Origin of the sequence: Alteribacillus sp. YIM 98480, from assembly GCF_009765375.1 — a bacterium.
GTDB lineage: Bacteria > Bacillota > Bacilli > Bacillales > Marinococcaceae > Alteribacillus.
The window spans coordinates 215,013-229,933 of sequence record NZ_VTOK01000004.1 but is presented as its reverse complement, the minus strand read 5'-3'; the positions used below and the strand labels follow the sequence as shown (position 1 = coordinate 229,933).

Here is a 14,921-nt window from a genome sequence, read left to right as displayed (position 1 = left end):
AAAAATAACGTCACTTATTTTGATTGCAATTATTATGCCAATTGAAAAAGCCCGCTAAAACCTTAAATTTATGTTTTAAACACTTTTGCAAATGTATTATTTTGAGATTCACATTCTCAATTTGAGACAATCATTTCCCATATTTTTTCTTCCAACGGTACGCTGTGGCTCTGCTTATTCCTAATTGTCTTGCTGTCTCCGTTACATTCCCATGTGTTTTTTCATAAGTGTCTAAAAATTTTTGTTCCTGTATATCGCTCATCCAGTTCATAGAATATTTGTGATCTTGGTCGGCATCTTCTCCCAATATTTCTTGTAGTTCGTGTTTTTGTATTTCTTGTGATTCACTCATTATAAGACTTCGTTGAATAACGTTTTCTAGTTCTCTTACATTTCCAGGCCATGTTTGATCTTTAAGAAATTGGACCGCTTTTGGGTGAAAAGTCTTTGTTTCTGTTTCTTTTTGATGTTTAGCAGTAAACCACTGCACTAATTCTGGAATGTCTTCTATTCGTTCACGCAAAGGCGGAATAGTTACTCGAAGTAAATTAAGACGATAATACAGATCTTCTCTAAATTCTCCTATTTGTATAGCTGCTTTCAAATTTTTGTTCGTGGCTGAAATGATGCGTATATCTACTGGTTTTGCTATACTTCCTCCGAGTCTTGTTACCATTTGTTCTTGCAAAACTCTAAGTAAAATCACTTGCATATCTAATGTCATTTCCCCTATTTCGTCAAGAAAGATAGTTCCCCCATTTGCTAATTCAAACTTTCCTGGTTTTCCTTCTTTCCAACCGCCAGTAAAAGTTCCTCCTTCATATCCGAATAATTCACTCTCTAATAAATTTCTAGGAAGAGCAGCACAATTTACAACGACAAACGGGCCATCTCTGCGATCACTCATGTTGTGAATACTGTGAGCAACAATTTCTTTTCCGCTGCCGGTCTCCCCTAGTATTAAGACAGTAGCTTCTGATTTCGCGATACGACCAACCTTTTCCCTTAATCGCTCCATCGATTTACTTTTTCCTTTGAGTTCGCTCATGGATTTATAAGCTTCGTTACCTGTAATTCGTCGTGCCATTTTACGTATTTGTTGCACTTCACGAAAGGTGATAACAATTGTTACCCTGTTTTCATTTGTTACTACAGGTTTTACTTGCACAAGAGCAGATCGATTTATTGGATTAATCGTCATTATTTCGTTTTGCAGTGGTTTTAACGTACTGATTGCTTCGTGCAATTTCGGATGTGAAAATAATGATTTAATAGGTTTTCCTTTTAAAGAATGTTCCTTTTTTAAAACCAATCTGGCAAATTCATTGGCTTGAACCACTTTTTGTGATTGATCTACCAGAATAACTCCATCTTCGACTACATTTAATAATGTATTTAATGTTTGATTCATTTGTTTTGTCTCAAAGGTACTTTGATTTAATTGGTATTGCCGTTCAATTGCTTTAGCTGCGGAAACAACCATTCCTAACGTATGAACATGTACTCTTTCTACAGGTCCCGAAACGTTGACGATCCCAAGCATTTTTCCCTTCTCGTTTTTAATTGGAGCAGCTGAACATGTCATTCCATGCAGACGCACCCAGTAATGTTCTTCTCCCACAACTTGACAAGGTTTTCCATGATGAACAACTAAACCGATCGCACTTTTTCCTATCCATTCTTCTCTCCACACCCGTCCAGGCTTTAATTGGTAGTTTTCTGTGAAATTTTGCGTTGAAGGATCACTTAGTACCTTTAAAACCACACCATCTTCTGTAGTTAACAATGTTAAAAAGCCGGTTCCGTAAACTATCTCATGCAAATCGCTAATAATCGGCGAAGCTACGTTTAAAAACTCTGCATTCGTTTCTTTTAACTCCGTAAACTGTGGATTACTTACCTGCTTTTCCAATTCTTCATTTGTCCTGCTTAAACCTGAAGCCTCGCAGCGCTCCCATGAAGATTCGATAATGTTACGCAAATAAATACCTCCTATCTGCGAATAACCTTTAAATTTTCCGTATTTATTAATGTATTCCATATGCTCCTTCATTCTCCTGTGAAGCACCAGGATTATTAGAAAAACTCGGATGCCGCTTTAGTAAGTCCTATAGTTAAATGACGGCGTTTGGCTTTACAGTATACAAAACTACCCATCTACTTTAATAACAGCCATACCCAGGGGGGAAGGTCTAAGTCACTATAAAAAGTCTTCCTACGATCCAACAAACACAAAAAACAGTCCATCCAGTTATTTCAGGATGAACTGCTTTTACCTTCTCCTATAAAGATCAATCCATATTTTATTGCACACCATATCATTATTTAGAGGTTACATATTCTTCTCTAATGACGAGTTTTTGCCATTTTATTTGATCTTGAGCCGTTTCTTTTGATGGTCGCTTTATTTCATTCGATTTATTATTATTTCTCATTTTTTCCTCCACTGTCACATCCACGGGATTCTCTCCTTTTGCGTTCATGCTTGTCCGGTGGAATATCCCTGATGTCTATATTTTTGATTTTTCTGCAAATCCAAACCACATCTTTAAATAAAGGAGTTCACTTCGATAACTGGGCCCCTAATGGTTACGTCACCATCTATTCATGGTATTGCCCTTATCGCCTATAGTGCAATTTGGAGTTGACCGGATGACATAGGAAAAAGGTCATATATTAATTATACAAAAATATTCGAATTTTCTCAACAGTAAGTTTCTTAATTCGACATTTTTTTCTCATGACGAAAAATCTTATAAAACTTCTGTTTACGTGCCTTCCTGTTAGTCTTTTGTCCCTTAATCAAAGGAAAACTTGGCTAGTGTCAAATCTTTAGGTGCAGGTTATGCCTAGCTGCACTTATAACGATATCCTCAACATTTTGACAACCTCGATGCTTCATCCATGCTAAAATTCTATACTTTTCTATCAGTGTAAAAAAGAGCTGCCTCTTTTTGGAGCAGCTCATTCAAAACTTATTCAATACTCTCCCATTCCCGATCGACAATAACAAGCTGATCGTTTTCAGCTTCAACTGTATATGTCGCCTGATACCAACCTTCACTCTCACCCTCATCTTCGATTAGAACGAACATGACCTTGGCTTGGTCTCCTACGATTGTGGTGTCAGCCTCCCGTATTTCCACGTAGCCTAAATCAGCGTTACGAACGGAAAATTCGTCATATGTTTCTCCCTGTTTCCAATCTGAACTGAGAAGATCATACGCAGTCCAATAATCGCCAACATTCAGACTGTCAAAATAATACCCAACAACGTAGGCAGCCGCTTCCTCGTCCACTGCGGCATTTGCCACTGGGGCAGAAGCTGCTTCTCTGGTTTCTGCCGGGTTTTCTGACCATTTCTCCACCATAGGAAGAACATCATTTATCGGAATCGAAAAACCAATATCTCCTTCTGTCATGCCAGCAGAATTAATGCCTGCTACCTGCCCGGACTTCTGCATAACAAGGGGACCGCCACTGCTGCCGGGAGCAATGGGAGCAGATATTTGATAGGCATTTTCATAAGTATATGGAGGAAGTTCAAAGTCACGGTCCACCCCGCTAATGATGCCAGTGGTCACTGTGTTATCCAGCCCCCTCGGACTTCCTAACGCCATCACTTCATCGCCCACTTCAAGATATTCGTCTTCTACAAGGGGCAGTGGTTCTGCATCTTTGAGAGCATCCACACGGACAAGTGCCACATCCACCGTATCACTTCTTCCTATCACCGTTCCCGGGAGTATTTCGGCATTTGAAAACTGTACACTGACAGTCTCTGCTCCTTCTACGACATGAGCGTTCGTTACAATATCACCTTTTTCGTTATATAAAAAGCCGCTTCCAAGACCATAGTCCGTTTCTATCATGACGACGCTTTTCTGCGAATCGTGGATCACTTTTTTCGTATCTGCCTCTTCTTTTTCCTCGTCGGTATCAGCCGCTGATACGCTTTCAGAGAGTACCGGTTCTGCTGAAAGACTATCTGAAACGCTTTTTTTCATATATACATAGCCGCCGTATGTTCCAAGCGCGATAAGTAAGCACATGAATAAAGATACGGCAAAATAAGCGGAGCGCGACATGGTTTCACCTCAATTCACATACCAGTTAATATTTTCAATTTCTACATCCACTTCTTCATACGGCCCAATGTAAAAGTCGAAAAAACTTCCGGTTTCTCCGGGCTGCAATTGGTAAGGAAGCACATCCATATAAGTCTCCCCTAAGTACTCATCTTCTTCATACACCGATAAGGTGACCTGTATATCAGAAATTGGTGCCGTTCCATTGTTCTCTACTTCCCCTTCAATATTTAAATCACCAAAATCATCAATCGACGCATCAAGATTCAGTATTTCAGCTGCTTCGGTTTCATTTTCATGATCTTCTGCGGCCGCTTGCATTAACTGCTGCTCTTTTTGGGCTTGCTTTGCTTGTTCGGCAGCGAGCTTCTCTTGTTCAACCTTATCTTGTAATGATAGCAGCCGCTCACTTTCCGGAAGATAGTCCAGTCCCTGGTTTAAGGTTTGCTGGGCCCCGTTTATGTTTCCTTCCGACAGAAGCCGTGAAGCTTGATCGTATGAAATCCCTTCCATGCGCGAGTGAATATCGTTTACTAGCGCCTCTGCTTCTTCTCCGTCATAGTCTTCAAGAGATGACAACCTGCTGCCAAGCTCCTCGACTGATTCGAGTGCTTTAATTTCTTCTCTTGTCCGGGCTAGATATAATATCGTTTCCGTCTCCTGCAGTGACATATCAAGCACACCGGCGAGTGGTTCATTAAATGCTGCCGCCTGCTCACTTAGCGACGCTGCATCCTGTGCCGCTTTATCAAATTCTAGATCACCAATTTGGTTTAATACCGCTTCTTGTTCATTAAACCAGTCTGCAGCTTCTTCCAATTGTTTCTGATCTTCTTGCAGGGCGTTCTCTTTCGGACGATAGGCCATCGCCTGTTCATTTAGCGTCAAAGCTTCTTCGATTTCCCCATCTCTCATCGCTGTTATCATTTTTTCTTGTAACTGCAAAACATCCTGATTAATAGATTGTTCTTTTTCATAAGCAAAGAACAAAAAAGTTCCCCCGCCAAGAAAAAACAGGAGCGGGAGCACAAAACAAAAGGCTTTCCAGCTGTTTGAAACGGAAGACACTGAATACCTTGTTTTTCTCTCAGTCAGCTCCGCTCCACAATTCGAACAAAATTTGCTGTTTTCGACGTTTTTTGATTTACATGTTTTACAAATCATTTCTCATCACCTGTATATGTATTGAGTCTATTTTACCATGATAATAGATTTATAAACAGGTGTTTTGAGCTGTTAATCAAACATTTGATTAAGGGAGGAAATTAATTTTAAACCATTTCCCCCTTTTTCTTTTCTTCTTTCCATATATACAATGAATTCTTTTTTTGGAGGGAAGAAAGCATGGAAACAATTCTATCCACCAATCATTTGAAAGAAGCAAAAACGCACTCGTTTTTCTCTACAGTAGAAGAAATGAACTATCACGTTTCCCATCACAGTGAAACATTACGGCGGGGGTCTACTGAAAACGACGTTCTTATGTTTCTTGCAAAGCGCTCATTAACTTATCCTGGGACAAGCTGGATAAAAGTTAAAAACATCGCTGCAGCGGTCTGCAAAAGTGTTCGTACTGTTGGTTACGCCCTGAAATCGTTAGAAGAGAAAAAGATCATTCAGCGCATTCCGGTAATGAGAGAGACAAAAGGCGGCAACAGCAGTAATCTCATTGCGATTCTGCCTTTTTCACCCCGCAGCTGCAGACCGTCCATTGCCGACCGTCCATCCCCTGAAACCGCTTTTGCGTCAAGGTCTGAAGCATCTTTTTCGCAAACAGAATCTTTTTCTTTAGAATCTTTAAAACAAGAAAATATATATACAAGTGTTGAAAAATTTGCCTGGTTAATTAAATCCAAATGGAAAGACAAAAACATACAATACGGCTCTTCCTACATGGAAAAAGTCGTAGAAACATTAATGGACGAACATAAGAAAATTCGTTATGCCAAAAAACAACGGGAGCTCCAAAAACAATTGCTCCCCTTTGAAAAACCTGCTTATGATTGGCTGAACGAACCGGATTACAGCAACTTTCAAGAACGCACAACCTGGCTGGATTGGGAGTAATGACGAAAGAGCTCGATGCAAACGAATTCTTCACTTGTTGGTTGCTTTTGCCGCCGCGGTCTTGCCGGCTTTTCTTGGTAACTGGTTTAACAAATTTTCACACCCCAGCCTGATCACCACCCACGTTTGGTGACTGATCCACCGATTTTCAGCTAAAGTGTTCAGCAAGTTGAACTGATGATTATCTGAAAAGATCGTAGATTGTTGGATTAAACTGAATTCATTTTAAGAAACAGTTACTTCCCCCTGAACCTTTTACCCATTTAATTCCCAGTTATTTTCCAAAGTATATATGTTTACTGGGGATCCAACAATGTATGTGAGGTGATCTGACATGGTCGTTAATATCTTATTATTCTTACTATTCCCTTGGATGTTTGGAATATGGTTATTCAAAAGGGACAAAACCATTTTCTTGCGCATGTTTCCTTTTGGGATGGCAGTAGCAAACGTGATTGACTTATGGGGCCAATACCATAATTATTGGATATTAAAGCCCGTTCTTAAGAAAAGACAATACTTAACGACGATGCCGTTGAATTATGGGTTATACCCTATACTGAGCGCATTAATCTGTTACATTATAAAAAACAGCAGAGAACGGCCATCTTCTTGGATATTAGTGTTTACGTGCCTGTTAACCGTGTTTGAATTTACGTCTAAGTTATGCGGGTGGGCCGCGTATCGAAATGGGTGGAATCTAATGAAAACCTTTCTTGCATATTTAGCAGCCCTTCATTTAGTCTATCGTTATTATGTGTGGCGCTGCTAACGCGTAAATGAAATATGGAGGTATTTTCATATATGTTCAAATGCCGGAACCCTTTATCTTTCTTTTCCCATTCCTGTAGACAATTGAATTTTTTAAAAGGTCACCACAGTGATTGTGATGACCTTTCCAGTAGTTATCTTTGTTTGTACTGAGGTTTCTCCTTGCTGACAGTTAAACTTGTTGTCTTCTGTGGGGTTAAGGACTTTTCGGACACTAAAATTCTCTCTTGACGTTCGATCGAGATTTCTATGATAGAATTTGTGGTTGATGGATTCACACTGTGTTTAGTTCTTTAACATGTTTTATTCACCAACATGTTTAGTTATTGTTGAACGTTGCATTAGAATCAACAGGAGTTGGTCGTTCCATATACATACTTTTGCTTCTAACAAGCTGCACAGTCTAGTATCCTTTCACAGCAACAGCTACTGCCGCCTTATCGTCCTCTTAAGTTTTGATAATTTAGAAAATTCTATTCGCTAACCAATCCATTTTAAGGAGAAGGCTCCCTCTTCCATTTTGTGCAGGGTGCAATCTAAAAATAAGGGGGGTGAACCGCCTATTTGCATAGCGAAACATATGTTTGCGTGATATTACATTCCTGTACAAGTTGCTCTTTGAAAACTGGGGATATGAGGTTATAGTACGGCTAAAGCCTGCTAATATAACTGGTGGCTGCACTGGTGTTCGCAGAATTCCCCCACTTCACGTTTCTCCAGAAATTAAATGGTGGGTAGTTCAATGCTCTACCATAATTTCTTCTGTATAATATTTCATATGCTCCTGACCCCACTTGTACATACTATCAATAATCGGCATCAAGCTTTTTCCTCGTTCAGTTAGGGTATACTCCACTCTTGGCGGAACTTCTGGGTAGATTTCCCGATGCAAAAGGCCATCTTCTTCTAATTCTCGTAATTGTGTTGATAATACTTTGTGGGTGATCTTTGGAAAAATTCGTCGTATTTCATTGAAGCGCATTGTACCATCCTTTCCGAGATGATAGAGCATAGTGATTTTCCACTTTCCGCTTATTAATGAAAGAGTAAATTCTTTTTCACAATTAAACCTGCCGCTTCTAACCTTCTTTAACACTTCTTTCCGTAAATCTTCCACTCAGAACCCACTTCCCTTCCATAGTATCCTATAGGTTACTACCTTACTTAAAAGTGCGTACTTTCCGACAACTTACTTGAACTTATAGAATTTACTTAAGGAATCACATCGAAACTATGGTTTACGTTACAATTCCTTTTTTTAACTGCTTATTGCTAGTTTAAGCAATGTCAACTGAAACATCAATTGTACAGTCCCCATGAACATTCCTAATAAGGATACAGGAGGGTAAAAATATGTCAGGAAACCGTGCTGTTGCTTATGCAGGATCTGGTGCAGTAGAAGTGAAAGATACCGATTTCCCAGAACTGATTTTACGAGACGGCCCAGGGGTTAACCCACTTAATGTAGGCAGAAAGTGTGAACACGGCGTTATTTTAAAAGTCATTACAACAAACATCTGTGGAAGTGATCAACATATGGTGCGAGGCAGAACCACAGCACCCGAAGGTCTTATTCTCGGTCATGAAATAACTGGTGAAATAATTGAAACAGGTCGAGATGTAGAATTCATCAAAAAAGGAGACTTAGTATCTGTTCCTTTTAACATTGCCTGCGGACGCTGCCAGGCATGTAAGGAACAAAATACCCATGTGTGTCTCAATGTAAATCCCGACCGTCCTGGATCAGCTTATGGATATGTTGATATGGGAGGATGGGTTGGAGGTCAGTCGGAGTATGTCATGGTTCCCTATGCTGATTTTCAGTTATTGAAATTTCCAGATAAAGATCAAGCAATGGATAAAATCCTTGACCTTACCATGCTCTCTGATATTTTCCCTACAGGATTTCACGGTGCATACAGCGCAGGGGTAAAACCTGGGTCCACTGTATATGTTGCCGGTGCCGGCCCAGTAGGATTGGCCGCAGCTCACTCTGCACAGCTGCTTGGAGCTGCCGTTGTTATTGTTGGGGATTTAATACCAGAACGACTTCAGCAAGCAAAAAGCTTTGGCTGCGAAACCGTGAATCTTAGAGACCATGATAATTTAGGTGAACAAATTGAACAGATTTTAGGAATACCTGAAGTTGACTGTGCCATTGATTGTGTAGGTTTTGAAGCGCATGGCCACGGGCAAGATGCCAAAGAAGCTCCTGCCACAGTTTTAAATTCTATCATGGATGTCACTAAAGTAAGCGGGAAACTAGGTATCCCAGGCCTTTATGTTACCGAGGATCCAGGAGCAGTAGATCAAGCTGCAAAACAAGGCTCTCTCAGCATACGTTTTGGTTTAGGCTGGGCAAAAGCCCATACGTTTGTAACCGGTCAAACCCCGGTTATGAAATATCACCGCTCGCTCATGAACTCGATTCTTCACGGAAAAGCAGACATTGCAAAAGCTGTAAACGCTACTCTTATTTCTTTAGATGAAGCTCCGCAAGGTTACAGCGAATTTGACAGCGGTGTCGCTAAGAAATTTGTTATTGACCCCCATAACATGTTCAATAAATAGTTATCCAGCATCTGCTTTTTTGGCAGATGCTTTTATTATAGAAATTATATTTTTACACTTTTCATAAAATAACGTGAAATCTTACTACATATCTATTTCTTCTGAGTAAATAGCAATAAGGAGGATAGCTGATTTGTCACCAATGTTTTTGACGTAGTGGGGGACACTTGCATTCCAGCTAAAGGAGTCTCCTTCTTCTAAAATGACCGAATCCTCCCCTTGTTCAGCAAGAATTTTTCCTTGCAGAACAATATGACACTCTTCCCCTTCATGAGCATGAGGTTCATCGCCTGTGGAGGCACCGGGCGGCATATCGATGCGCTGCATCCGCAGTCCTCCTTTGTGTGTCAAATGTTCCACTTTTACATTTTGATTGTTATGAATCGTATGCTGGCGCTCATGTTCACGCAGTACTCGTATTTTCTGTTTTTTTTCTAAGAGTAGATACGGAAGCGGCACCTTTAGAAAATGAGCAACGGTCTGCAACGTGTTAATCGATGGAGACGTATTATTGTTTTCCATATTACTAATAAATCCTTTAGAAAGGCCTGTTCCTTCACTCATTTCAGCAATGGTGATTTTTTTCTTTTTACGGATGGACCGAACGGCAGAGCCGATATCCAAGGCAGTTCACCCCTTTTTGTTTTCTAATAAGAAACTTAATTCTATATAAGACAAACATATAGATTGACGCTTCTTCGCCCTTTTGTTATCTTTTAGATAATAAAGTTTCATATGAGAAAACAATACCACACTCAAAATGACTCTGCCAATCTATAATAAGGAGGCTTTTTATTTATGATGCCGTCTTTTTTTATCGCTCACGGTGCACCTTTATTAGCCTTAGAAGATAACAGCTATACACAATTTTTACATCAATTAGGCCAAGAACTGCCTCGCCCAAAAGCAATTGTCTTGTTTTCTGCCCACTGGGAGTCCCCAGCTCAGATGGTTAGTGAAGTCGAAGAATATGAAACCATCCATGATTTCGGTGGATTTCCAGAAGAGCTGTTTCGCATGCACTATCCTGCCAACGGTGATCCAGAGCTTGCCAAAGAAATAGAAAATACGTTCAGCAATCACGGGATTGCGTATCACGTGGATACGACACGTGGATTAGATCACGGAGCCTGGGTCGTGTTGAAATTACTTTATCCAAACGCGGATATTCCAGTCATATCTATGTCAGTAAACCCTGCCCTCCCCCCGGAGGAACAATATAATATTGGAAAAACACTGGTGTCGTTAAGAGAAAAAGACGTGATGGTTATCGGCAGCGGCGGCCTCGTCCATAATTTGTCCATCATCCGAATGGACAAAGATGACGACCAGGTTGAAGAATGGGTGCTGGAGTTTGATGAATGGCTGAATCAGACAGTCAAGAACTGGGACACGAACGCATTGTTTAATTATCAAGACCAAGCTCCTCATGCAAGCAAAGCAGTGCCTCCGTTTGGAAAAGAACATTTCATTCCGCTGTTCTATGCTATGGGTGCAGCAGATAACAACCAAAAAGCAAACCTGCGGCACCAAAGCTACCGGTATAGAAACCTCAGCCATTCTGTATGGCAGTTTGGATAAGAAAAGCGCAAGCGCCTTGCTCACGAGCGACAAGTCCTGGAGGAGCGGCATATGGAAAGCTGATCTTTGCTTTCCATTGACGGACCGAAGGAATCTCGAGCGAGTAGGCGCTTACGCTAGACATGTAAAACGCCAACTATTTATAATTTCTTACCTTATAAAAAAGTGGTCCCCTGCGCGGGTACCACTTTTTTTACATATTTAAACCGTTTGGCATATCTCTGTTTTGCAAAAACTGAAAAAATGCAGTGATCGAAGTCACAACACAAACCAAGACAAAACTATACGCTAGAAGCATCATAATAGATACGTCAAAAATGGAGTGTCCCATTATCGTTTGCACTCCAATACAGAGTACGACAAGGATCCAGGCTATGCCGGTGACATGGATTAAGCGGTTTTTACGTTTTCCCGAGATTCCCTTCTCCAACAACCAGCCAATCAAAGGTACAAGCTGCAGCCCATGGAAGCCTAAACCATGAACCCAAATAATATTACCAGCTACTCCCGTATACCGACTTTGAATAGCAATAATCCACAGCCCTGCAGCAAACGACATCATCGTCGTAATCATCCCATAGCGTATCCCAAGTATTATGGATGAACGTCGTTTCATTGCCCCTTCTCGAAAAAACGTCCACCCAAAGAACGCATAATAAACAATCATCAAAATCGCCACAAGCGCAAAGATTCCTCCAAACACCAAATCCCATACTTGCCCATGCTGGGAAAAGCGCGGGTCCAAGCCCCTGAAGTGCTGAATTGTTTCTATTCCGTAACTATACAAAGCTAGAATGATATAAGAACGTGTAAAAAAACGGCTTCTCCCCGGACGTAATCCGGCAAAAGGAATTATAGCTGCTGTTGTTAATAGAAAAAGTCCGATGGCAAAATTAAACGAAATGGCTTTCGTAAGATCTCCTTCAGGCGGAATAACAGCCCCAAAAAAAATACTGTAAATCGTGCAAATCCCGCCCAGAATAAATCCTAAAAAACCAGCTATTACCATACCCTTTTCTCCTTCAAAAAAAGTGGGGGTTGGGTTACGTACTACTACTGACTCATCGGCTATTGTGATTTCTTCACTCATCCTGCCTACCTCCATTAGTTTGAGCTGTGACACTATACTATTCGAAAGGATTACAGAATTTTCCTTCAAGTGAAGTATTAATAATTTATTAAGATGCACAAAATTGATTTGCCTGGTTAGTTGTGGCACTGTAAAGAAAAAAACCATCCGGGACTTCCCATTCTTTGTTTGATATAATAAACTATACATAAAAGAATCTGCCATTTTCCGGCAGATTCTTTGTGTTACTGATTAAATTAAGCTCCGATAACTGATATGTTCCTTTAATTTAGCTATACGTCTCGTTAACACGAATTTAAACCTTGGCAATAGATATCGGCCATCTTTAATTACAACTGATTATCTTCTTGGTATCGCTCCGTTATTTGCTTGGATTCTCCCAATGAAAAACGAATAGAATCTTCTTATCTTAACTCTCAAATTATCTGTGAGTCATACATTTCAAGTTATAATAGTCAGTCATTCGTGAATTTTTTACTTGAATTAATTCTGCAGCAATACTTACACTTATTTCCTCAGCTCCTTCTCCTTGAATATCTACTCCTACTGGAGAGCTGATCCATTGAGGTAAAGTGTCACTGGATAATAATCGCTTCGTTCTTCTTCTTGGACCCAATACACCTAGGTATAAAGGTCGGTGATGAATAAAGTAGCTTAAGATTGATTGATCCCACTGAAAATTATGAGTCATTACAAGCACATAACTATCGGGGGGGGAACCTATTGTCATGTAAGAACGTTTCAGGATGCTGAATAACTAAAGTATGAGCACGTGGAAAATTATTTTTATGGCATAAATCACTTCTAGGATCTATTATAGTAACAGAAAAATCCAATTGGACCGCCAAATCTACTACTGCGTTCACATCTGGACCTGCACCGAAAATATATAGATTATTTTTAGGTTCAAAATTTTCTATTAACACCTCCCCATATATTTCCTGATGGTATATATTTAATTTTTTTTCCTGAGCAGCACGAAAAGATAAACTTTGTTGTGTCGTATTTCCAAAACATACACCTGTGTCTTTATTGATTACTTCTATTCGATTGAAAGAACTATCGATTGACCGCGAGCATAGTAAACGCTGTCCCTGGTCTAACGCATTTTCCATTTTCAACCAAACGTTATCTGTATGACTGTAAACATATTCAATAAAAACAGTTATTGCCCCATTACATCCTGCTCCTTGTCCCCATAACGCGTCATGTTCCGCTCTCAAATCATAAGTTAAAACTTTAGATTTTTTATTTTTAATTACTTCTAAAGCATAATAAGACAAATCTTCCTCTAGGCATCCAGCACTAATGGTGCCAAATCGCTTACCGTCCCTGCGAAATAGCATTTTTGCTCCTTCGTGACGATAAGCTGAACCTTGAACCTTAATTACAGTAACTAACGAGAATTCTTTATAAGGTTGTTGATTAATAACGTTTAAAAAATTTAAAAAATTATTCAACCAAGTGTACACCTCCAACATCAAGGGTTGGTTTCTACAGCTTTTACTTCTTTATCTATTGATTTAAAAAATTGTCCTACCAACATTTTGGCCACACCTGTTAACATCCTTTGACCTACCCCAGCAATCAATCCATTTACATTTCCCTCGCCATTGTAATCTATCGTCGTCCCACTATTTGTTTCACTAAAGTTTAACTGTGCTGTCGCTTCAACAATGCCAGCAGATCCTTCAGCTTTTATATTTAATGTCATGTGATCGGTTGGTTGTTTATTGCTTAATATAATCTCTCCGTCATAATGACCTTTTATTGCTGCTATTCCCATTTCTAACGATGCCTCATATACACCTGCTTCCGTTTCTATCAGTTCTTTACATCCCGGGGTAGAAGCTTTCAATGAATCCGTATTATTCATTACTTTCCATACCAAATCCTTTGGGGCTTGAAAATCGGCTTTTCCTTGCAGTTTCATAGTATTTCCTCCTTATAACAGCTTCAAAAACCCTGTCACTAAGCGATTAAATCTATCTGGACAATCTATATTTGATAAATGCTTAGCATTAGGAATCGTTAATAACATGGCATTCGGAAGTTCATCACGAAGAATCGTTGCAAATTCTATTGGTGTTTTATAATCTTCTTCCCCAATTAATATTAAAGATGGGATATCTATTTCTTTTAACTCCTCTTCGAAATCAGCGGAAAAACAAGCTTCAGCAGACAAACGGTAATTCTCAACATTCATATTGGCAATCGCATCATATAATTCATGCCGAATTTCTACTGCGCTGCTCGATTCAGATAATGTTTGATCTAAATAGGTGTTAGCATATTTTTTTATCCCCTCTTCTTTAGCTTTTCCAGCAGTGAGGTTAATTTTATTACCGACTTCGTTAGGTGTAATTTTTGCAAAGGTATCCGCTAAAATTAATCCCTTTACATAATCAGGATAATAAACCGAAAATGCTAATGCTTGTATTCCACCCATTGAGACACCGCAAAGAATAACTTTTTTCATATTTAAAACATCACACAAGTTTTTTATATCCTCTGCCCAATCATTAGCAGTAATACCAGTGTTAGCGGTTGAAGCTCCATGTCCTCGTGCATCAAGAAGAACCACTTTGTTTGTATACTGTTTTATTTCTTCTGTTTGATATCTCCACATTCTATGGTCTGTTCCTAAACTATGCATAAGAATAATTCCATCAACACTAGAAGAAAACGTGTTTCCATCATGAACTTCGTAATATATAGATTCCTTAGAACTTTTTAAAAATGGCATGTGCAAA

At 39.6% G+C, this 14,921-nt stretch carries 16 protein-coding genes; 4 read left to right on the top strand and 12 right to left on the bottom strand.

What is annotated here, in order from left to right; all coding sequences use genetic code 11:
* Window positions 1-130: 130 nt before the first annotated feature.
* The 4 genes from FZF09_RS07220 to FZF09_RS07205 all read right to left on the bottom strand — a co-directional run bounded on the left by FZF09_RS07220 (window position 131) and on the right by FZF09_RS07205 (window position 5,252).
* Window positions 131-1,981: a sigma-54-dependent Fis family transcriptional regulator gene (locus tag FZF09_RS07220; RefSeq protein WP_158735905.1), complete on the bottom strand. Its 1,851-nt coding sequence runs from the start codon at window positions 1,979-1,981 to the stop codon at window positions 131-133.
* A gap of 340 nt (window positions 1,982-2,321) precedes the next feature.
* Complete coding sequence (locus FZF09_RS07215) at window positions 2,322-2,459, bottom strand: hypothetical protein (protein ID WP_158735904.1); 138 nt, start codon at window positions 2,457-2,459, stop codon at window positions 2,322-2,324.
* Window positions 2,460-2,975: 516 nt separating this feature from the next.
* Window positions 2,976-4,088: a S1C family serine protease gene (locus FZF09_RS07210; protein WP_158735903.1), complete on the bottom strand. Its 1,113-nt coding sequence runs from the start codon at window positions 4,086-4,088 to the stop codon at window positions 2,976-2,978.
* A 9-nt stretch (window positions 4,089-4,097) separates the two neighbouring features.
* The gene (locus FZF09_RS07205) at window positions 4,098-5,252 is read right to left on the bottom strand and encodes an FxLYD domain-containing protein (protein ID WP_158735902.1); all 1,155 of its coding nucleotides are present in this window, start codon (window positions 5,250-5,252) and stop codon (window positions 4,098-4,100) included.
* A 180-nt stretch (window positions 5,253-5,432) separates the two neighbouring features.
* Here FZF09_RS07205 and FZF09_RS07200 point away from each other — a divergent pair, with 180 nt between their 5' ends.
* Together FZF09_RS07200 and FZF09_RS07195 are read left to right on the top strand one after the other, a co-directional pair.
* Window positions 5,433-6,155, top strand: a complete 723-nt coding sequence (locus FZF09_RS07200; protein ID WP_158735901.1) for a helix-turn-helix domain-containing protein — start codon at window positions 5,433-5,435, stop codon at window positions 6,153-6,155.
* A 334-nt stretch (window positions 6,156-6,489) separates the two neighbouring features.
* Complete coding sequence (locus FZF09_RS07195) at window positions 6,490-6,927, top strand: hypothetical protein (protein WP_158735900.1); 438 nt, start codon at window positions 6,490-6,492, stop codon at window positions 6,925-6,927.
* A 738-nt stretch (window positions 6,928-7,665) separates the two neighbouring features.
* Here the strand turns inward: FZF09_RS07195 and FZF09_RS07190 are convergent.
* Entirely contained in the window at window positions 7,666-8,043 is a 378-nt protein-coding gene (locus FZF09_RS07190; protein WP_158735899.1) for a winged helix-turn-helix transcriptional regulator, read from the bottom strand.
* Between the two features lie 236 nt (window positions 8,044-8,279).
* Between FZF09_RS07190 and fdhA the strand changes: the two genes are divergently transcribed.
* Window positions 8,280-9,497, top strand: a complete 1,218-nt coding sequence (gene fdhA / locus FZF09_RS07185; protein ID WP_158735898.1) for a formaldehyde dehydrogenase, glutathione-independent — start codon at window positions 8,280-8,282, stop codon at window positions 9,495-9,497.
* Window positions 9,498-9,581: 84 nt separating this feature from the next.
* Here fdhA and FZF09_RS07180 read toward each other — a convergent pair whose 3' ends face one another.
* Window positions 9,582-10,121, bottom strand: coding sequence for a helix-turn-helix domain-containing protein (locus FZF09_RS07180; protein WP_158735897.1), 540 nt, complete (start codon window positions 10,119-10,121; stop codon window positions 9,582-9,584).
* Window positions 10,122-10,295: 174 nt separating this feature from the next.
* On the opposite strand from FZF09_RS07180, the gene FZF09_RS07175 reads away from it, so the two are divergent.
* Window positions 10,296-11,078 carry a dioxygenase family protein gene (locus tag FZF09_RS07175; protein WP_158735896.1) on the top strand — a complete coding sequence of 261 codons (783 nt, stop codon included), beginning with the start codon at window positions 10,296-10,298 and terminating at the stop codon, window positions 11,076-11,078.
* Here FZF09_RS07175 and FZF09_RS07170 read toward each other — a convergent pair.
* The 6 genes from FZF09_RS07170 to FZF09_RS07145 all read right to left on the bottom strand — a co-directional run bounded on the left by FZF09_RS07170 (window position 11,050) and on the right by FZF09_RS07145 (window position 14,914).
* A complete protein-coding gene (locus FZF09_RS07170; protein WP_158735895.1) occupies window positions 11,050-11,202 on the bottom strand; it encodes a hypothetical protein in 153 nt (50 codons plus the stop codon). The genes FZF09_RS07175 and FZF09_RS07170 overlap by 29 nt on opposite strands.
* A 69-nt stretch (window positions 11,203-11,271) precedes the next feature.
* Window positions 11,272-12,168, bottom strand: coding sequence for a hypothetical protein (locus tag FZF09_RS07165; RefSeq protein WP_158735894.1), 897 nt, complete (start codon window positions 12,166-12,168; stop codon window positions 11,272-11,274).
* Window positions 12,169-12,589: 421 nt separating this feature from the next.
* Window positions 12,590-12,898, bottom strand: a complete 309-nt coding sequence (locus FZF09_RS23005) for an XdhC family protein (protein WP_255450413.1) — start codon at window positions 12,896-12,898, stop codon at window positions 12,590-12,592.
* A complete protein-coding gene (locus FZF09_RS23000) occupies window positions 12,873-13,628 on the bottom strand; it encodes an XdhC family protein (RefSeq protein ID WP_158735892.1) in 756 nt (251 codons plus the stop codon). The genes FZF09_RS23005 and FZF09_RS23000 overlap by 26 nt, the downstream gene beginning before the upstream one ends.
* A gap of 20 nt (window positions 13,629-13,648) precedes the next feature.
* Complete coding sequence (locus FZF09_RS07150) at window positions 13,649-14,101, bottom strand: SRPBCC family protein (RefSeq protein ID WP_158735891.1); 453 nt, start codon at window positions 14,099-14,101, stop codon at window positions 13,649-13,651.
* A gap of 12 nt (window positions 14,102-14,113) precedes the next feature.
* Complete coding sequence (locus tag FZF09_RS07145) at window positions 14,114-14,914, bottom strand: alpha/beta fold hydrolase (protein WP_158735890.1); 801 nt, start codon at window positions 14,912-14,914, stop codon at window positions 14,114-14,116.
* Between the last annotated feature and the right edge of the window lie 7 nt (window positions 14,915-14,921).